This window comes from Bacteroidota bacterium (assembly GCA_039714315.1).
GTDB lineage: Bacteria > Bacteroidota > Bacteroidia > Flavobacteriales > JADGDT01 > JADGDT01.
Map to the genome: position 1 here is coordinate 16205 of JBDLJM010000017.1, position 18605 is coordinate 34809.

The 18605-nt window shown below is 35.5% G+C and carries 17 protein-coding genes; 5 read left to right on the forward strand and 12 right to left on the reverse strand.

The genetic code is table 11. From position 1 onward, the window contains the following. The first annotated feature begins 13 nt into the window (after positions 1–13). The 3 genes from hydG to hydE all read left to right on the forward strand — a co-directional run bounded on the left by hydG (position 14) and on the right by hydE (position 3890). On the forward strand, positions 14–1438 hold the full coding sequence (gene hydG, locus ABFR62_03500; protein ID MEN8137474.1) for a [FeFe] hydrogenase H-cluster radical SAM maturase HydG: 1425 nt from the start codon (positions 14–16) through the stop codon (positions 1436–1438). A gap of 99 nt (positions 1439–1537) precedes the next feature. Further along, complete coding sequence (gene hydF, locus ABFR62_03505; GenBank protein MEN8137475.1) at positions 1538–2767, forward strand: [FeFe] hydrogenase H-cluster maturation GTPase HydF; 1230 nt, start codon at positions 1538–1540, stop codon at positions 2765–2767. Between the two features lie 37 nt (positions 2768–2804). Continuing rightward, the gene (hydE, locus tag ABFR62_03510; protein MEN8137476.1) at positions 2805–3890 is read left to right on the forward strand and encodes a [FeFe] hydrogenase H-cluster radical SAM maturase HydE; all 1086 of its coding nucleotides are present in this window, start codon (positions 2805–2807) and stop codon (positions 3888–3890) included. 2 nt (positions 3891–3892) lie between these two features. Here hydE and ABFR62_03515 read toward each other — a convergent pair whose 3' ends face one another. Further along, entirely contained in the window at positions 3893–5611 is a 1719-nt protein-coding gene (locus ABFR62_03515) for a glycoside hydrolase family 3 N-terminal domain-containing protein (GenBank protein MEN8137477.1), read from the reverse strand. Between the two features lie 134 nt (positions 5612–5745). Between ABFR62_03515 and ABFR62_03520 the strand changes: the two genes are divergently transcribed. Then, the gene (locus tag ABFR62_03520) at positions 5746–6540 is read left to right on the forward strand and encodes a serine O-acetyltransferase (GenBank protein MEN8137478.1); all 795 of its coding nucleotides are present in this window, start codon (positions 5746–5748) and stop codon (positions 6538–6540) included. A gap of 353 nt (positions 6541–6893) precedes the next feature. Further along, positions 6894–7595 carry a YjjG family noncanonical pyrimidine nucleotidase gene (locus ABFR62_03525; GenBank protein ID MEN8137479.1) on the forward strand — a complete coding sequence of 234 codons (702 nt, stop codon included), beginning with the start codon at positions 6894–6896 and terminating at the stop codon, positions 7593–7595. Between the two features lie 77 nt (positions 7596–7672). On the opposite strand, the gene ABFR62_03530 is transcribed toward ABFR62_03525, so the two are convergent. The 11 genes from ABFR62_03530 to ABFR62_03580 form a co-directional block, all read right to left on the reverse strand. Further along, the gene (locus tag ABFR62_03530) at positions 7673–8017 is read right to left on the reverse strand and encodes a hypothetical protein (GenBank protein ID MEN8137480.1); all 345 of its coding nucleotides are present in this window, start codon (positions 8015–8017) and stop codon (positions 7673–7675) included. Positions 8018–8114: 97 nt separating this feature from the next. Next, a complete protein-coding gene (locus tag ABFR62_03535) occupies positions 8115–8927 on the reverse strand; it encodes a hypothetical protein (GenBank protein MEN8137481.1) in 813 nt (270 codons plus the stop codon). Between the two features lie 406 nt (positions 8928–9333). Next, positions 9334–9999, reverse strand: coding sequence for an outer membrane beta-barrel protein (locus tag ABFR62_03540; GenBank protein MEN8137482.1), 666 nt, complete (start codon positions 9997–9999; stop codon positions 9334–9336). 42 nt (positions 10000–10041) lie between these two features. After that, positions 10042–10866 carry a hypothetical protein gene (locus tag ABFR62_03545; GenBank protein ID MEN8137483.1) on the reverse strand — a complete coding sequence of 275 codons (825 nt, stop codon included), beginning with the start codon at positions 10864–10866 and terminating at the stop codon, positions 10042–10044. Between the two features lie 207 nt (positions 10867–11073). Beyond that, positions 11074–11670, reverse strand: coding sequence for a hypothetical protein (locus ABFR62_03550; GenBank protein ID MEN8137484.1), 597 nt, complete (start codon positions 11668–11670; stop codon positions 11074–11076). A 4-nt stretch (positions 11671–11674) separates the two neighbouring features. After that, positions 11675–11887 carry a hypothetical protein gene (locus ABFR62_03555; GenBank protein MEN8137485.1) on the reverse strand — a complete coding sequence of 71 codons (213 nt, stop codon included), beginning with the start codon at positions 11885–11887 and terminating at the stop codon, positions 11675–11677. Positions 11888–12273: 386 nt separating this feature from the next. Further along, positions 12274–13560 (reverse strand): 4Fe-4S dicluster domain-containing protein, encoded by a 1287-nt coding sequence (locus ABFR62_03560; protein ID MEN8137486.1) that lies wholly within the window; start codon positions 13558–13560, stop codon positions 12274–12276. 3 nt (positions 13561–13563) lie between these two features. After that, the gene (locus ABFR62_03565; protein MEN8137487.1) at positions 13564–15609 is read right to left on the reverse strand and encodes a molybdopterin-dependent oxidoreductase; all 2046 of its coding nucleotides are present in this window, start codon (positions 15607–15609) and stop codon (positions 13564–13566) included. Positions 15610–15913: 304 nt separating this feature from the next. Further along, positions 15914–16747: an alpha/beta hydrolase gene (locus tag ABFR62_03570; protein MEN8137488.1), complete on the reverse strand. Its 834-nt coding sequence runs from the start codon at positions 16745–16747 to the stop codon at positions 15914–15916. A gap of 155 nt (positions 16748–16902) precedes the next feature. Beyond that, entirely contained in the window at positions 16903–17703 is an 801-nt protein-coding gene (locus ABFR62_03575; protein MEN8137489.1) for an endonuclease/exonuclease/phosphatase family protein, read from the reverse strand. 96 nt (positions 17704–17799) lie between these two features. Beyond that, positions 17800–17979 (reverse strand): hypothetical protein, encoded by a 180-nt coding sequence (locus ABFR62_03580; protein ID MEN8137490.1) that lies wholly within the window; start codon positions 17977–17979, stop codon positions 17800–17802. Positions 17980–18605 lie beyond the last annotated feature (626 nt).

Sequence of the window (18605 nt, forward strand, 5' to 3'; positions counted from 1 at the left end):
AAGAGAAAAAAGAATGAAATTCATACCACAAGAATATAAAATTAAGGATGAGCCAATGAAAGAATTCATCGATAAAGATGAATTATGGGACTTCATTGACAATGCCGATACCAGTGCTGAAAATATAAGGGCAATTATTGCAAAATCAATATCTAAAGAAAGATTGAATTTAGCAGAAGTTGCCAGTTTAGTACAAACTACCGACCCTGGTTTAGTAGAAGAAATTAAAGAAGGCGCACGATTGCTTAAACGTAAAGTATATGGAAACAGAATAGTTTTATTTGCTCCATTATATGTTGGTAATTTATGCGCAAACAATTGCGAATATTGTGGTTTTAAAGCTTCGAACAAGGAAGCGAAGAGAGTTACGCTGAACAACCGGCAGTTAGTGGAAAATGTTGAAGCCTTAGAAGATAATGGTCATAAACGTTTGATTTTGGTATATGGTGAGCACAAAAACTATTCACCGGAATTTATTGCTGAAAATGTAAAAGCTGTTTACAAAGTAAAGAAAGGAAATGGCGAAATCAGACGTGTAAATATCAATGCTGCACCACTGGATATTGAAGGTTTCAGAACAGTTAAAGAAGCCGGAATTGGAACTTTCCAGGTTTTTCAGGAAACATATCATACGGAGGCCTACTCAAAATACCATACAAAAGGTAAAAAAGCTGATTTCGGAAACAGATTGACATCATTAGACAGAGCACAGGAAGCAGGATTGGACGATGTAGGTATCGGTGCTCTATTCGGTTTGTACGACTGGCGTTTCGAAGTAATGGGGCTGGTACGTCATACCAATCACCTGGAGGCTTGTTATAATGTTGGTCCGCATACTATTTCTTTCCCGCGTATTCAGGATGCTCTGGAAAATAATGTTTCAGAAGAACATTTGGTAAGTGATGAAGATTTTACGAAGCTGGTTGCGATATTAAGATTAGCGGTTCCATACACAGGATTGATTCTTACGGCGCGTGAGCCACAGGAAATAAGAAAAGAAGTTTTACAGTTTGGATGTTCACAGGTTGATGCCGGTACCAAAATAGAAATGGGAGCTTATGCGGAGGATACATTAAAAAAGCAAAAATTAAATAATGAGCAGTTCCAGATAAACGATGAGCGTTCGTTAGCAGATGTTATTGATGAATTGATTGAAACTGATTACCTGCCTTCTTTTTGTACTGCCTGTTACAGAGCAGGTAGAACCGGTGAGCATTTTATGGAATTCTCGGTTCCCGGCTTTATCAAAAAGTTCTGTACTCCAAATGCGATTTTAACATTGGCAGAATATGTAGAAGATTATGCCAGACCGGAATCGAAAGATAAAGGTTGGAGTTTGATAGACAAGAATTTGATTGATTTAGAACCAAAATTAAAATCGAAAGTTGAAAAACGATTGGAGTTGGTTAAAGAAGGAGAGAGAGATTTGTATTTTTAGATTAGTAAAAGAGTAGATGAGTAATGGAGTAGAAGAGTAAAAGAGGTTTATTGATTATTCTGTTTCACTGCATTACTGTTTCATAGAATCACTAATAACATGAAAAAACCTAAAGACATAAAACCACACATAGGAATTTTCGGCAGACGAAATACCGGAAAAAGTTCTTTTATTAACTTTTTGAGCGGGCAGGAAACTTCTATTGTTTCTCCTGAAGCCGGAACAACTACTGATCCTGTGAAAAAATCTATTGAAATTTTTGGAATAGGACCTGCTGTTATTATTGATACTGCCGGGATTGATGACGTAGGCGAATTAGGAAAAAAGCGTATTGAAAAATCAATAAAAGCTATTGACCTGATAGATATGGCTGTATTGATTATTTCCGGGAACCTGTTCGGTGAATTTGAAATTGATCTGCTTAATAGTTTCGAAAAGAAGAAAGTTCCTTTTTTGATTATTCACAATAAGGTTGATGTTGATGTATTGCATCCGGAACTTTTACTTAATATTAAAGAAAAAACAGGTTCTGAATGTCTGCAAATTTCAACTTTTAATAAAAAAGATAAAGAAGCTGTAATTGAAGATTTCAAAAAAACAATTCCCGAAACAGCCTATAAAAACAAAGCTCTTTTTGATGGTTTGTTGAAACAAAAGAGCACTGTTTTGTTGGTTACTCCGATAGATTCTGAAGCTCCGGAAGGTAGAATGATCCTGCCTCAGGTTATGGCTATTCGTAATGTTTTGGACGAAAACTCTATTTGCGTGGTTGTAAAAGAAAGTGAATTGTACGATGTAATGTCGTGGGGAATGAAATTTGATTTGGTTGTTACCGATAGTCAGGCGTTTGACTATGTATCAAAGATGGTTCCGCAAGATACTTTACTAACGAGTTTTTCAATTCTTTTTGCAAGGCTGAAAAGCGATTTCTATCATTATTTAGGCGGTACAAGCAGGATTTCGTCACTAAGTGACGGAGATAAAGTTTTGATACTTGAATCTTGCACTCATCAGGTAAGTTGTGACGATATCGGGAGATTTAAGATTCCAAAATGGCTGACTGATTTTACCGGTAAAAAATTAGACTATGAGTTTATTTCAGGATTTGATATTCCCGAAGAAGATATAGAAAAATACTCTCTGGTAGTACAATGTGGAGGTTGCGTAGTAACAAAAAAGCAGTTACAAAACAGAATTCAACCGGCTATTGATGCAAGAATACCTGTTACTAATTACGGGATGGCGATAGCTTATGTAAACGGTATTTTTGAAAGAGCGATTAAACCGTTTTTTGCTATAGAGACTGAGAGAGCCGGAATAAGAGATTAAAGGATTATAGGATTAGTTAATCATATTATCTGAAAAAATGATTCAAAAAATATTAAATACCGAAAACTACACAAAACAAAATCTGGTCAAACTTCTTCAGTCGGAAGGTAATGACAGGAAATTACTGTTTTCTAAATCATCAGCTGTAAAAGAAGAACATATCGCAAATATAGTTTATTTGCGTGCCCTGATAGAATTTTCCAATCACTGCGAAAAAGACTGTTTGTATTGCGGAATAAGGAAAAGTAATTCATCCCCAAAAAGATATACAATTCCTCAGGAAGAAGTAAATAAAACAATAGATTCAGCCATAAATAAAGGATATTCTTCTATTGTAATTCAAGCCGGAGAATGTAAGGATGAAGAGTTTATAGAAACGATCAATAATGCTCTTATTTATGCAAAAGAGCAGAGTGGGAATAAATTAGGAATTACACTATCACTGGGCGAGCAGGAAAAATCAACTTATCAAAAGTGGTTTGATTTGGGAGCTCACAGATATTTACTGCGAATAGAATCGTCTAGTAAAGAGCTGTTCGAAACTATACATCCCCGAAACGAAAATCATTCTTTTGAAACCAGACTACAAAAGCTTAAAGAACTAAAAGAAATTGGATTTCAGGTAGGTACAGGAGTTATGATTGGTTTACCAAATCAAACTTTGGAAGATTTAGCCGATGATTTACTTTTTATGAAAGCTTTCGATATTGATATGTGTGGAATGGGACCATATATTGTTAGTCCTGATACGCCATTAGCAAAACTTGCTCATAAAATTCCATCTGAAGAAAGTAGAATTGATTTGAGTTTGAAGATGATTGCGCTTTTAAGACTTTTGATGAATGATATTAATATAGCTTCTACAACGGCTCTTCAAACATTGACGGAAAGAGCCAGAGAGGAAGGGATTAAAGTAGGTGCAAATATTATTATGCCAAATCTTACAGCCGTAGATTTTAAAGAGAGCTATAAACTTTATAATAAGAAAACCGATCTTAAATCGCACGATGATACCTTAGCAGCTATTAACCTGCAGATGGAAAGAGTTGGCCATAAAGTTGAAATTGGAAAATGGGGAGATTCTTTACATTTTGAAAAAAAGTGTTGCCATAAACTTATTTGATATTAATTAGCAAAACCTTTTACCCCATCTCCTTCTTTATAATGTTCGTTTACACTTACAGGTAATGTTGCCGAAAGGTGTTTTCCTCTGATTAAAAGATCTGAAACAGACTTATGGAAAAATTCATTTTCCTGATATGTAATAATTATGTTTTCTGCCATTTCAACATTTTCGAAATGGTTTAAGGCATAAGCATTTCCAAATAGAATAAAAGTTACTTTTTTACTTGAGAATAACTCTTTTAGAACCGGTAATGCCTGAACCGGAATATCAAAATTATTAATTGGCTTTATGTTTAAACCGTGAACTGATATTACAATCCTGTCATGATTTTTTATATCTCCGACTATTTTTTTCAGTGCAGAAATTTCATTTTCAGTATTCCATGAGAAATGATCGTTATTAGGGAAACTATCAACTAAGCTTTCTGCAAAGCTGTTTGTATATGTTCTCTGTACTGCTGCCTGTTGATGGTGTTGGATCTGAGCCCATTTTGAAAGTGAAATATCTTTATTGCTGATGTACAGAAATGCAGTTGAACTATTTTTATCTACTGAAATTTTTCCGTTGTATTTCAATAATGTAGTTGCTGCATCGGCCAGCTTTTCGTTTAATCTGTCGCTCTCTTCATTATTGATTTCTTCAACTATGTTTTCGAGCTTTACATTCTGTATTTTATCCAGTTTCATCCATTGTTTTACGGCGAGAATTTCACGACATTTATCTTCTATATATTTCTCGGAAATATTAGAGTTGAGAACATCAGAGTGAATTTTATTTATTGCTTTTTCCAGATCAGTGCTTAGTGAAATCATATCATTACCTGCGTAAATGGCAATAGGGTCTGCTTCACCGGCATTGTAGAAATTTGTAATTCCCTGCATATCGAAAGCGTCACTGATAACCAAACCTTTGAAATTAAGCTTTTCTTTTAACAATTCATTTATTGCCTTTTTCGAAAGTGAAGCCGGAATATCTTTTTCGTTGTCAATTGAAGGAATATGTAGGTGAGCCGACATGATACTTGATGCTCCGGCCTCAATCATTTTTTTAAACGGATATAGGTCTATTTCGTCTATTTGTTCAAAGCTGTGGTTTAATACCGGCATTCCAAGGTGAGAGTCAGTATCAGTATCTCCGTGACCGGGGAAATGCTTGGCATTATCCAGTATATTTTCGCTCTGCAGGCCTTTAATGAATGCTACTCCTTTATTGGCAACCCTATATTTGTTTTCGCCGAATGACCTGTAATTAATAACAGGGTTTTCAGGGTTGTTGTTAATGTCTACAACCGGAGCCAGAGGACTTTGTGAACCAATTCTTTTAAGCTGTTTTGCCAAATTTTTTGCATAGTCATATATAAGAGAATCTTCTTCAATAGCTCCTAATGCCATGTTGTACGGGAAGGTTACAGCATCGTCAAGTCGCATTCCAAGACCCCACTCTGCATCGATATTTATAAAGATTGGTATTTTTGCCTCTTGTTGAAATTTATTGGTCAGATAAGCCTGATTTTTTATGTTACCCTGAAAAAATGTGATACCACCAATATTGAATTTTTTAATGCTCTCTATAACCCTGTATACATTTTCAGATTCTATATCAGTAGAGAATGCTTCAACAATAAATAATTGTCCAATTTTTTCTTTCAGGTTTAACGACTGAAGTTTTTTGTTAACCCACTTACTGTCAAGATATTTTTTATATGGCGCTGCACTCATTTTTTCATTTTTTAAGTGTGCAAATGTAGTAATTTATGGCGGTTAAGATTAATGTAAAATTATAGATTATTGAGGCAATCTATCATTACATTTGTAAAGCAAATTATCAATGCTAACTTGTAATTTTTTCTATTATGTCACAGTTTTATGGAAAGCTTTTCGAAAATCACAGGAGAATAGAAGAGAACCCTCATCTGGAGAAAGTTATTGAGCTCTCTGACAGGTTGTTGAAGCTTTTATTTCCGGAACGATGTTCGAAGGAATATATGATGCAACGGGAGCTGGAATTGGATTTTGAAGAATTGCAAATAGAGTTTATTCATCTTGTATCAAAGGTTAAACCATTTTTGAAAGATTCCTGCGAGCAAATTGTAGAAAAGTTCTTTTCAAAAATCCCTGATATCTATGAGGAAATAAAGAAAGATGCAACCGCAATTGCCAATAATGATCCTGCAGCTAATGATGAGTTAGAGGTTATTAAAACATATCCGGGTTTTTATGCAATAGCAGTTTACAGGCTGGCACATGAATTACATCTGTTGAATGTTCCTTATATTCCAAGGGTTCTCACCGAAGGTGTTCACAGTAAAACGGGAATAGATATCCATCCGGGGGCAACAATAGGCTCAAGCTTTTGTATAGATCATGGTACCGGAATTGTTATTGGAGAAACATGTAAGATAGGGGAGAATGTTAAGGTATACCAGAATGTAACTTTAGGAGCCTTAAGTGTAGATAAAAATATGTCGGATACAAAGAGGCATCCTACTCTGGGCAATAATGTAATAGTATACTCCGGTGCTACAATTTTAGGGGGAGAAAGTGTTATTGGAGATAATACAATTATCGGAGGTAACGTTTGGCTAACCCATGGCGTTCCTGCAAATGTAAAAGTTTACAACAGGTCTGAGGTAGTTATTAAAGAATAAAGATCAAAGATACCTGCCTGCGTGACTCAGTTAGGCAGGAAAGATCAAAGAAAAAAGATACCTGCCTGCGTGACTCAGTCAGGCAGGAAAGAAAAAAGATAAAAGAAAAAAGATAAAGCGACGAAGGAGCTTCAGCGAGCAACCGTTGAAAAACGAAGTGCCAGCGAGCTAAAAGAAAAAAGATCAAAGATAAAAGAGGAAAGATAAAAGAGGAAAGATAAAAGAGGAAAGAATGAAGCCTGCCACACTTTGCTTGGATAAAATATTGAAGGATAAAGTTTGTTTACTGTTGTGGCAAAGTCTAAAATCTAATGTCTACATACTAAATGTTAAATACTAAATGTTAAATAAGAATGCCGTATAGAAACGTAAAACACATTTTTTTCGATTTAGATCACACACTTTGGGATTTTGAAAAGAACTCAGAGGAAGCTCTGGGTGAAATTATTTCGCAATGCAGGGAGTATTGTGATTTTAGGTTTACTATTGACGAGTTTCTTGATGTATATAAGCCGCTGAATGTATTGATGTGGAAATTATATAGAGAAAATAAAATCACAAAAAACGAACTGCGTATAAGAAGGTTTTCCGATGCATTAGATCATTTTGGGATTAGTGATTTGGGGGTTGCAAATCATATGGCATATGCTTATGTGAGTATTTCACCCAGGAAAACAAACCTCTTTCCTCATGCAATGGAAGCCTTAGAATATTTAAACGAAAGATATAAGCTGCATATTATTACAAATGGCTTTGAGGAGATACAGTTTACAAAGTTGAAGATGTCGAATATAGAGGTGTTTTTCGATGAGGTAATAACTTCGGAAGCTATTGGTGTAAAAAAGCCGGATCCTTTAATTTTTTCATATGCTTTGGAGAAAACCGGTGCTAAACCGCACGAAAGTTTGATGATTGGCGATAATTACGAAGCAGATATTTTGGGAGCACTGAATTCGAAAATGCCGGCCATATATTTCAATATGGATCAGAAAAATGAGCTGCACGCGAATGTTAGGCAAATTACAAACTTGAAGGAGTTGACGAGTTTTTTGTGATACTCCACGTTTTTTATACTTTGCGCTCTTTGCGCGATCCTTTGTGTACTTTGCGGTTAAACTTTCATTACTGTACCTCAGGGTGCTTCAGTTGAATCGCCTGCAGTTAATAATAATGCCTCATATTTTAACTCCAGGGTAGATGCTATTTTTACAGCTTCCTTCAGTATGTTTTCATCTGTCGATTTTAATTTCAATATTAAATCTCCGTTGTTTAACGTATCAACACTCCATTCTAAAACATTTTCTTTATGCTCTATATTATAAGCTTTTTTTAAAGAGTTTACAGAAGTTTCGAATACTGATATTCTGTCGCCTTTAGAAACATTTTGGCATGAAATAAGTGAGATAATAATAAGTAGTATCGGTAAGATTTTTTTAAACATAGTCAGATTTGTGATTATTTCCTCTATGATACTCATAGAAAAAAAATATTGCAGGGGAAAGGTAATAATAAATTAAGCCTTCATTGGAAGGTAGTTATTCATGAAGGCTTAACTGTATAATATTATGGATGTCTTATTTAGTCAGCGTTGTGAAAGATTTTCCAATATTTTTACCCATTTTCGAAAATGAATAGTCAAAAGCTCCGAACATCTGGCTAATATAGTACTTCCCAATTGGGCTTTCCCATATTTTAATGTATTCATCCAGTTTTTCATCGCTTATGTCTTTATACGTATATAGTGACATTGCAATAATTTGATTTGTCATTTGTTGGGAGAAATCTGCGGGTAGTGATTCGTTCAACCTGTTTTTGATTTCTTCTTGTGATATTTGCTCCTTATTTGGCATACTGTAATTAACTCCTTTTATCATTGCAAGAACCACATTGTTTAACAAATTAACCAACATTTCAGATGTTCCAAGTTCATTGTTGAGTGTTACTAACTGTTGAATTCTTTCCTGTGAAGGAGGGTTATTTTGCATATTCTGAAAAAATGCAATTTGTTCCTGCTGATTTTTTGGATCATTAGCTTCAAGTTCCACTTTGTTAAACTCCTTCATTAGAGGATTATCATATATCGAAATTACTTTCTTTAAACTGTCTTCGTTTGAATTCAGTTCAAAGTATTCTATAATGTATTTTTCGGCATCTTTAGAGTTTAATCCTGATTTCATTATTGAATTGAACTTCTGAAAGTCCTCCTCAGTCTTAAACGAAGATTTCTTGGCAGCAGCCTGTGCTTCAAATATCGCATCGAATTGCTTTATTTGCTCTGTTGATCCGGTTTTTCCAAGTAGTTCTACTACAGTTTCATGTTTACTTTGTGAGAAAGCTGTTAAACTAAATAGAGTTATTGATAATAAGGTGAAAAATTTAATCTTCATTTTTTTTTTGATTAATTATAGGTGATTATTTATTTACTGAAGTTTTATATTTTATGAAGAATCATCGCCGGGTGATAGAAATGATTTATCGCTATCAATCGAATTCTCATATTTATAAGGGGCTAAAAATAATGATTTATACTAAATGAATTTCAGAAAGTATTATTAAAACCAAAATATTCGCTTTTCACACCCTGCATAAGTCTTCAAAAACCAAAATATTTCATTATTTCGCATATGTAAAATAGCAGCAGCTAGCAACCAGTAACCAGCAACCGGTAACTATAAGTGAATTGTATATTTTTTTAGGGTTTATTGAGTGTAAAAGCAATGGCAGAGTAGCTGGTGTTATTATTTGCATACTCTGCCATCATAACTATTTAATATTTTTTTAAAATATTGTCAATTAGTTTGAACCCAGCATAACTGTAAATCCAACTTTTAATCCGAAAGTCCCTATTACCATTCTTTCGTTATCTTCATTATCTTCTTTGTCTTTTACAGTTAAGGAGTTATAGCCTGCCAAAAAGTCAAGAGTTACTTTATCTCCCAGTGGAGCAGCAATTCCTACTCCTCCTCCAAATGACATTATTCCTGTTTTAGACTCTTCAACACCCCCATCATCCTCGTATTTATCTTTAAGAGATCCGAAAGAACTGTTTAGTTCGAAATATGGCAGCACTTTTGATGTTGGAATATAATACCTTATAAATGGACCTGTAGAAAACAATGTTTGAGTGTATTTATAATCCCCGTCACCATTTTTACTAGATGAAAAAGCAAGATTGAAATTAAGTCCCATAGCTAAATTATCACTAACAAAATATCCCGCTTTTGGCAATAAATTAATGTTTGTCATTTTTTCAGTATCTGAGTCGTCGTCCTGTCCATCACTTTTAAATTTTATTGATGTAAATCCAATATTCATTAAATCGGAGCCTGTACCTGCTATACTAAGGGTAGAGGATACTCCAATTAGAACATTTCCTTTGTTTGTTTGTGTCGTCTGGGCATTTAGTAAGCCCATGCCTATTGTTAATAATAGGACTGTTAAGAGTGATAAATTCTTCATAATATTTCATTTTTAGTTTATCATATACTTAAGTTCATAATTCTAATCATATATATACTTATTAACGGTTATTTCCAACATTGCAGTTATACCGGCAGCAAGAATTAATTCTGTTTTTTCATCAAGATTATTTCCCAGCCAAACTATACAATCGTTTTGTCCCATGGTTCCGCCGCCATAATATTGAAATGCAGCGACTGATTCCTGATCGTAATAGAATTCATAACCTGAAGCAGGTGGTATGGGGAAGTTATCAAAGTACGTCCATTCCTCATCAGAGGTAATATGATATATTAAGAATTTTTCCTCACCATTGGTAAGTACGGCATAGTAATCACTTCCTTCTTCTACATCGAATTTTTCTATCATGAATAATGACCATATTTCGGTAGTGTCTTTCTCAATAGTAATAAAAGCTGCAAAATCGAGCGAATTAAGCAGGAGCTCATCCTCACCTGCAGTAAAATGAATGTCGTAATCTCTGTTGTTGATTGTTAAAAATTCTATCTCATGAGTAGCCTTTATATTTATTTCTTTCGTGGCTCTTACCCAGGCAGCCATCCCGTTTGTTTTGTTCATTAATTTCAACGAGAATTTATGGGAGGTTTCACTTTCCGATTTTGTGCCAAAAAAGTTTGAACTGCTCTTTGTTTTTTCCCATCCCGATTTACTTTCAACAACAGCGTAATCGCCGAAACTTATTTTGTGGGTTTTACCCATCCATTGTGTGCCAAGTTTTACCTTGAATTTTTGCGAATTTGACGAAAGATTTTCGCTTATGATAAGAGGTTTGGGAGTGCCACACCCAAATAAGATAAGGAGTAGTAAGAAGAAATATAGCTTAATATTATGATAAGCCCCTAACATTCATTTTTAGCTTAAATGAATATAATTAGAATTAAAAATATATGGTTTAGAATGCTGTTTGAGTAAGTATTATAAAGGTAGGGAATTTATTGGCTAAATTAAAATCCACATTGGCCATAAAAAAAAGAGACTGTCTCAAACGGTGCTATGCTGCACTAATGAGACAGTCTCCTGTACTTTTGATTTTATTTACTTAAAGGAAAGTTCTTATTTTTTAGGTAACTCCTCTTCTAATTTTTTAAGCTGATTTTTCTCTCCTAAAATGATCTCTTTCATTTTGTTGATTTTTTCTTCAGCCTGTTTTATTTTATCATTTTTATCCTTGGCTTCTTCAGTGCTAATTTCTCCTTCTTTCTCCTGTTTTAGCACTTTTTCTTTAGCCTCTTTTATTTTTTCGTCATAGCTCTTAACTTTTTCTTCCTGAGCTTTAACGTCTTTATCAGCCTCTTCTCTTTTTGCTTCTGCTTTAGCCATTGCATCTTCAGATCTCTGTTTCCCGAAATCTTTTCCTCTCATCTCGCCTTTGTTTTTACCATAGGCGTTTCCTTTGTTTTCCTTGTCTTCAGATTTGTTTTTCTTCTTCTCTACAGACTTTTTCTCTTTAGCCTGTTTATCATCTTCTTTAAGCTCCTCTTCTTTAGAATCGGCTTTTTCGTTTTTCTTCCCTTGCTGCTCTTTTTCTTGAACAAGTTCGGTATTTTGCTTGTTTTTGCCCTTGTTTCCTTTTTGTCCGTTTCCTTTTTCCTGAGCATTAGTAACTTGTAATGCCGCGAATATAGCTAGAGCTAGTAGTACTTTCTTCATCGTATTATAGTTCGTTTAATAGGTTTTCAACCTGGTTTTGTAGAGTGTCAATTTTTGCTTTTGAAGAATCCAAAACTTCATCTAACTTTTGGTTAGACTGTTCGATAGCTTCGATTTTTTCTTTTGATAATTCAATTTTTTCTTCCGTTTTTTCTGTTCCTTCCGAACATGACAACATTAGTCCTAAAATAGGAAGCAGTAGGATGCTTTTTTTCATTTTTACTTATTTTAATTGTTAATATTTAGTTCTATCCGGTATTCAATTTGCCAGATAAATATAGTGGTTTAAATCAATTTATATAATACTCAAATGTGAATAATAACAAATAGACCAAAACAAAGTTGAAACGGTTTATTTTTTCAGTACCTCAATTAGAGGTGGATAATAAGTTATAGGGGTAGAATGTGGCCAAAAGTAATATTTTTCTTTTACCGAATTAAGAAAAATTCTACGGTTGTGGTTATTTGGACGATAAACTTTCCAAATTCACATCACATTTGCATTCCAACCTTTGGACGACCCTGATGACTTGTTTTCAATTCCATAAATATTTGACCGAAAACATATAGTATAAATTTTGTCAGGGGTGTGCGGAAAATAATTTAATTCAGGATCTTTTTCATATCCAGTTTCGATAGCCCGTTGTAGAAATTAATACGGGCTATAAACTCTCCAATAGCGAAAAGAGCTATGCTTAACATATAGTGAAACGACAGGGCAAGTGAGACATATGCCAGTGCCACAAACGTGAAACGCAGTGCAATTGCCGCTGTGTTTTTCTTCGCTTTGTTGAGATTGAGGATCGTGAAAAGTGCCAACCTCAGTAGCATTATTACAAGCAGGACGTTGTATAATCCGGCAAATAGGAGGTAGAACGAAAGTGCTACAAATACAGCCTGTGCCGAATGTATTTTTATTTTGTTGTTTCGCTGTACAGGGCGGTATAGCATATCTATGGCAATTAGCAGTAGCATTCCCTGTATCAGAATTATGTAATCGGGGATGTTGTAAATAAACAGATCGATAAATGCAGAGGTCGAGAATGTTGCGAAAAGAAAAATTTCTCTGCTCAACCACGATTTGCGTATGTTGAGTATCGCACGCCAGAATCTCAGTTTTTGTCCCAGATGCATAAGGCTTAAAACAGATGCTATTCCAGCAGTTGCTATAAATGCTATTTTAGAAATAAGGCTCGCTTCGTTAAAATTAATACTCGCATAAAGCGGTATCATTATCGCAATTACCGAAGTAAATATCAGCAGTGGAACTTCGTCGGCAGCTGTGATGTCTTTCTTGTGTTTTACTACTTTCTGTTCTTCCTCAATTGGATCGAACAAACTCATATCCATTTTTGGCCCTTTACTATCTCTCAGTTCTATTATTTCGATAGACGGAATAGTGTTTATTGGGAGATGCAGATTGTTGTGTAATGTTGTTTTGTCAACTTCGCCGGAGGAGAAATCAAGTGCTCCCGTTGGGCATGTGCTAACACAGGCGGGTTGTTCGTTTTGTATAAGTCTTTGTTCGCAGAAATTACATTTAGAAACCACACCTTCTGCAAAACTGTATTTTGGAGCGTCGTAGGGGCAGTTCCATGTGCAGTACTGGCAACCGATGCACTTATCGGCTTCGTGGATAATAGCACCTGTCAGCAGGCTTCGCGAATAGGCTTCGGCAGGGCAGTTGTCCATACAAACAGCTTCCTCGCAGTGGTTGCACGACATGCTGAAATTAAAAAGACCTAATCCCGGTATTTTATTGGCGTTACTCTTGTTTATATTTCGCCAGTTTTCGGGTTCCTGCAGTCCGTTTTCGTTAATACAGGCAACAACACAGGCTTCACAGCCCACGCACTTATTTTCATCGAATATGAAATAATTTTTGCCCATTATTTAGTTAACTTTTTCAACTTCAACCATATTGTCGTGAAAGGCTGTTCCATGACCCATGTCTGTTTCTCTTCCCTTCGATAAAAGGTTCGGACTTCCGCCTTCGGAGTTCCAGTATCCGTTTGTAATAACAATATTTCCCGGACGTATGCTATTGTCAATCTCTGCTTTAATTTGCAATTCACCTCTTTTGTTAAACACCCTTATCAGGTCGCCGTGTTTTATTCCGCGTTCCTTCGCATCGCGGTAACTCACTGTCGCCACAGGGTAGGGTGCAAGCGATCTGATAGACTTTAAATTCCCGAATTGCGAATGTATCCTGTTTTTCGTATTCGGACTCATCAGACTTAAGGGATATAATTGCTTTTTCTTACTCTTTTGACCTTCGATAAGGGCTTCGTAGCTTGGAAGAGGATTAACTCCCCATAATTTAGCCGAGCGTTCTGAGTAAAGCTCTATTTTGCCCGATGGTGTATTGAATTTCAGATCCGCGAAAGCTATTTCCTCCAGTCCGGGTGCCAATATCGGCCCCTGTTTTAGTTTTTCGAGAGATAAGTCTTTGTATTTGTCCAGATATTTATTCAGCCACTTATCTATTGCCTCGTCGTTTGGAGCAGGGAAGTTCTTTTCAATTACATCGCTGTCGAAATTTAACCTTCTGGTAAGCTCGTAATATATTTCACTTTCGGGTTTTACCTCATCCGGTGGATTTACCACTTTTTGCTTTAACTGCACATAAGGATTCCAGTACGAACCAATAATATCGCTCTGTTCGAACATCGATTTTGCAGGAAGTATTATATCTGCTTCCCGTGCGGTGTCGGTCATAAACTGATCAACCACAACTACGAAATCGAGTTTTCTAAAGGCTTCTGTGTTTTTGTTAGTATCGGGGTTTTGGCTGATAGGATTACCCCTTTCAACCCATGCCATTTTCAATTCCGGATTTTTCGTAGCGAGCATGCTTTCGCCCAATATGGCAGTTGGAATACTTCTTCTGTTAGGAAAATCGCTTTCTGCCGATGGGAAATAGTTTTCCGGTTCCTTAAGCTCGTCGAATACATATGATTGCAGATTTGCGTAATGCCAGCAGGCTCCCTTTTTACCAATATTTCCGGTAATGGCCGATAAGGCAAGTATACATCTTGTAGTTTGACCACCGTTTGTATATCGCTGCATTCCAAAACCCGGAATAAGAGTCATGGGTTTTATTGTTCCGATAAGTTCGGCTAATTCTTCTATAAAGCTTACTGGAACACCACATTCAATACTCGCTTCCCCGATAGATAAATTCTCTATGCTTTTAGCGAATTCATCAAAGCCATGAACATGCTTTTTTACAAATTCGGAATCGTAATTTTTATTGTCGATAATAATTTTTGCTACAGCGAGAGCAAGTATAGCATCCGTTCCCGGAATAGGCTGAATCAACAAATCTGCTCTTTCGGATGAAGGAGTTCTACGGGGATCTATTACCACGAGTTTAGCTCCATTGTGCTGTGCTTTTTCTATCGGAATCATTTGATGCACGTTGCTTTCAACAGGATTTTTCCCCCAAACAACTATCAGCTTCGAATTTTCCAGATCCCAGGGAACATTGTGCTTGTTCTCTCCGAGGGTAAGTCGGCCGGCTTCCAAACCCGCAGGCCAGCATAGGTTTCCGTAAACAGTTGTTGCTCCGCCAAAGAGTTTCCAGAATTTAGAGGAGATATCGTTTAGTAAGCCCGACATTCCACTGGCGGCGTAATACAATATGGAGTGACTTCCGTAATTATCCTTAAAATAATTTAGTTTTTGGCTTATGGAATCAAAAGCTTCATCCCACGAAACACGAACATAATCGCCATTTACCTTTTTAAGAGGGTAGGTGATACGCTCATCAGAATTTGCCCGTTCAACATAGCTCAATCCTTTTAAACAAGGACCCTCGGGGGTTGACTTATTTAAACTTTGCGGATCTATCCTAACAACTTTGTCATCTTCAACATGAACTTTAAAAGAGCATGTGCTGTAACAGTTCCTCGGACAGGCTGTGTTGAATTGTTTCATAGCTTATTTTCTACAGAGAGCTAAATTGATTTACAAAGTTAATTTAATAGTAATACGAATTGAAGAAAAATGGGTTGCTATATTCTTTGATCTTTTATCCACGAAGAGCGTGACAGACTTTCCTCCCTTCGGCTACGCTCAGGGCATGCTTTTTTCTTTTAGCTTGCCGGCACCAACTTTTATTCCTAGCTGTTCATCGGCTAAGCCGAGACACAGTGTTCGCTGAATTTCATTTCGTCTTTCCTGCCTGACTGAGTCACGCAGGCAGATATCTTTTAGAGTTAATCGTTTATATTTTGGAATTTCATTCTTCAATAAATTCGATTGTCTTTTCTATCGACTTTTTAGAGTCATTTCCAATCCAAAATAGATGTCCCCATTCGTTTTGAAGGATTTCTATTTTAGAATTTTCAATCATAATATTCGCATGTTTCGGATGTTCTATTGAAACACTATTGTCATTCTCACTATGAATAATTAGAGTTCGGCATTTAATATTTGTAATTATCTTATCATTGGTGTTTTGGTCAATGTCATTTTGAAATCCTGTTTTAGAATTGTAGTGTTTCATTGTAGAAATCAACTCTTGAATGTCATCTTTTTTTAATTTGTGAACTGGGTTTTTTGAAAACTGTGTATAAAAACTCTTTGCTATCATATTTGGAAAAATCCTTGAAAAGAATCTAATCATTCCCCAAACAATTTTCTCAATTTTTGGATTGAACATCTTTTTAGCAGTTTTATATATTTTCCCTCGTTCATCAAGCCATTTTTTTGAAATAGCAGATGCTAAAATCAACTTGCTTACTTTGTTTGGATAATTACTTGCCAATTCAATTGCTGTCAATCCACCCGCAGAAATTCCATAAACAATTACGTTGTCTACTGATAAATGATTTAGTAATTCTACAATTAAGTCCGCTGCTTGTCCGGGAGTTTTATTATTATTCAAAGGTGTTTTTCCGTATCCTGGACGAGAAGGGGTTATCAATTGAAATTTATCTAAATCAAGTCCTTTATGGCAAAGAGTTTCATTGCAATTTGAATGTCCACCGTGCACAAATATTATTGGAATTCCTTTTCCTACTGAATTGTATTCAATTTCTCCAAGTCTTGTATTTAGAATTTTACTACTCATTATCTCGTTTATCCTGCTTGCATACTACGGTTTGAATATGGTGCGTTTGTCATTTTAACACCTCTAGCTTTCAGGTTGCTACTATATTTATTAATTGCTACAAACTTTAAAATTAGTACTTTTTGCCAAATGCATTATATTTTTGTTGCCCAATGTTATTGTTCTTCTAAAAGTTCAACAGTAACCAGATAGGCACAATGATCTGATGCTATGGAATCCCGGATAACCTCTGTTTTAAGTGTTTTCCATCTGTTTTTTGGATAAAACATCACATAGTCAAGCTTTTCAATAGGTTCATTAGATGGGAATGTAGCTTCAGGTTTGTCTTTGTTGTATGAAGCAAACCATATTTCCTCAAGAATATTAATAGGCGTACTCCCCGGGATAGCATTTAAGTCGCCTGCCAAAATAGTAGGGTATTTATTCAAAGAAAAAACTTCATTGATCTTTTTCGCTTGGATGATTCTATCCTTTTCGTTTTCCAAATGATCAAGATGGGTCCCGACAAATGCTATTGTGTCTTTTGAAGGCAATGTTGTTACAATTTCTAAAGCAGCCCTAGGCTCGTTTCCAGTAGAAAAAGGGAGTGCAACATTTCTGGTTTGTAAAAAACTATATTTCGACAATACACCTTCGCCATATTCACCACCATCATAGCTCATAGCTTTTGCAAAAACAGGTGACATTTTAGTTCTCCATCCCAATTCTGTCACCAAGTCATATTTTTTAGCTCTGTTTGTTTTAAAGTCAACCTCCTGTAATGCTACAAAATCCGGATTTGCGTTTATTATCACTTTGGCGATTACATCTAAATTAAAATCGCCTTTTGTAGTAGCTCCATGGAGGATATTAAAAGTGAGTATTTTTACTATTTTACTACTGTCAACAGCGTTTTGTGACCATGCTGTATGACTGATTATTACAGCTGCCAGGATAATTAATGTTCTTAATTTCATCTGTTAATAATTTGTATGTTTTGGTCACCTGCCTGACTGCGTCTTGCAGGCAGGGATGGAACTCGCATATTATCATTCCCCTGTATGAGAAAATTGCTACTCATGCTCGTTTCTCCATCCATTAGTATCATCAACTATCGATGCATTTGCGGGTTGTTTATACCATAGTTTAGATGATGAGTCTGATGAAGACTTTTTCTGGCAAGACCCCAATAGTAGCGCTATGCTGATAAATGCGAGCAGAGAAAACTTGGATGTGATTTTATAAATGTTCATTCTTTTCAATATTTTGAGATGCTTGGTGAAATGCGCAGCGCGGGACTCATATTAAAAATATCACGCCTCATTGAACCATTAAATTTCTCTTGTTCTATTATACCAAATAAACATCAAAATGCACTGTAAATTATTCGGGAGAGTTAATTTTTAATTGTCCTCATGATTGCTTCGCAGTTCTTTGTCTTTTTCGTTTTATCTTCATTAAAAAATTATTCACGAACTTTTATTTTTAATGGTGTTCATGAAATCGTGAGATTCGACGTTAGCCAATCGCTTCACTTATTTCGCTGAAACAAAATATACTTTGGTTTTAATAGAGCAGTTTGAAATTCATTTGGTATAAATATAAGTTGTGTTCTTTCTTATTACCCTACTAACATATAACAATGGGTTAGATCTACCAACAAAATGAATATCAGCTTTATCATATTCTACCATATTAGACTAAATAGTCCCCTTTTTTACATAAAAGCAAACCCCGACCGAGAGCAGTATAAATATTGTTTGATTATTTTAATCTACCATGAAAACCTTTTTGTGATACCAATTACTGCCAATCAATATCTGCTATAATCAGGGGAGGTTGATAATCAGTTAAAAGTTAAAAGTTAAAAGTTAAAAGT

Coding starts and splice junctions, on each gene's coding strand:
- ABFR62_03545 (MEN8137483.1), bottom strand. CDS start 10,866: ATGTTAGGGGCTTATCATAATATTAAGCTATATTTCTTCTTACTACTC.
- ABFR62_03580 (MEN8137490.1), bottom strand. CDS start 17,979: ATGAACATTTATAAAATCACATCCAAGTTTTCTCTGCTCGCATTTATC.
- ABFR62_03575 (MEN8137489.1), bottom strand. CDS start 17,703: ATGAAATTAAGAACATTAATTATCCTGGCAGCTGTAATAATCAGTCAT.
- ABFR62_03540 (MEN8137482.1), bottom strand. CDS start 9,999: ATGAAGAATTTATCACTCTTAACAGTCCTATTATTAACAATAGGCATG.
- ABFR62_03570 (MEN8137488.1), bottom strand. CDS start 16,747: ATGAGTAGTAAAATTCTAAATACAAGACTTGGAGAAATTGAATACAAT.
- ABFR62_03525 (MEN8137479.1), top strand. CDS start 6,894: ATGCCGTATAGAAACGTAAAACACATTTTTTTCGATTTAGATCACACA.
- ABFR62_03515 (MEN8137477.1), bottom strand. CDS start 5,611: ATGAGTGCAGCGCCATATAAAAAATATCTTGACAGTAAGTGGGTTAAC.
- ABFR62_03560 (MEN8137486.1), bottom strand. CDS start 13,560: ATGGGCAAAAATTATTTCATATTCGATGAAAATAAGTGCGTGGGCTGT.
- ABFR62_03520 (MEN8137478.1), top strand. CDS start 5,746: ATGTCACAGTTTTATGGAAAGCTTTTCGAAAATCACAGGAGAATAGAA.
- ABFR62_03530 (MEN8137480.1), bottom strand. CDS start 8,017: ATGAGTATCATAGAGGAAATAATCACAAATCTGACTATGTTTAAAAAA.
- hydE (MEN8137476.1), top strand. CDS start 2,805: ATGATTCAAAAAATATTAAATACCGAAAACTACACAAAACAAAATCTG.
- hydF (MEN8137475.1), top strand. CDS start 1,538: ATGAAAAAACCTAAAGACATAAAACCACACATAGGAATTTTCGGCAGA.
- ABFR62_03555 (MEN8137485.1), bottom strand. CDS start 11,887: ATGAAAAAAAGCATCCTACTGCTTCCTATTTTAGGACTAATGTTGTCA.
- ABFR62_03535 (MEN8137481.1), bottom strand. CDS start 8,927: ATGAAGATTAAATTTTTCACCTTATTATCAATAACTCTATTTAGTTTA.
- hydG (MEN8137474.1), top strand. CDS start 14: ATGAAATTCATACCACAAGAATATAAAATTAAGGATGAGCCAATGAAA.
- ABFR62_03565 (MEN8137487.1), bottom strand. CDS start 15,609: ATGAAACAATTCAACACAGCCTGTCCGAGGAACTGTTACAGCACATGC.
- ABFR62_03550 (MEN8137484.1), bottom strand. CDS start 11,670: ATGAAGAAAGTACTACTAGCTCTAGCTATATTCGCGGCATTACAAGTT.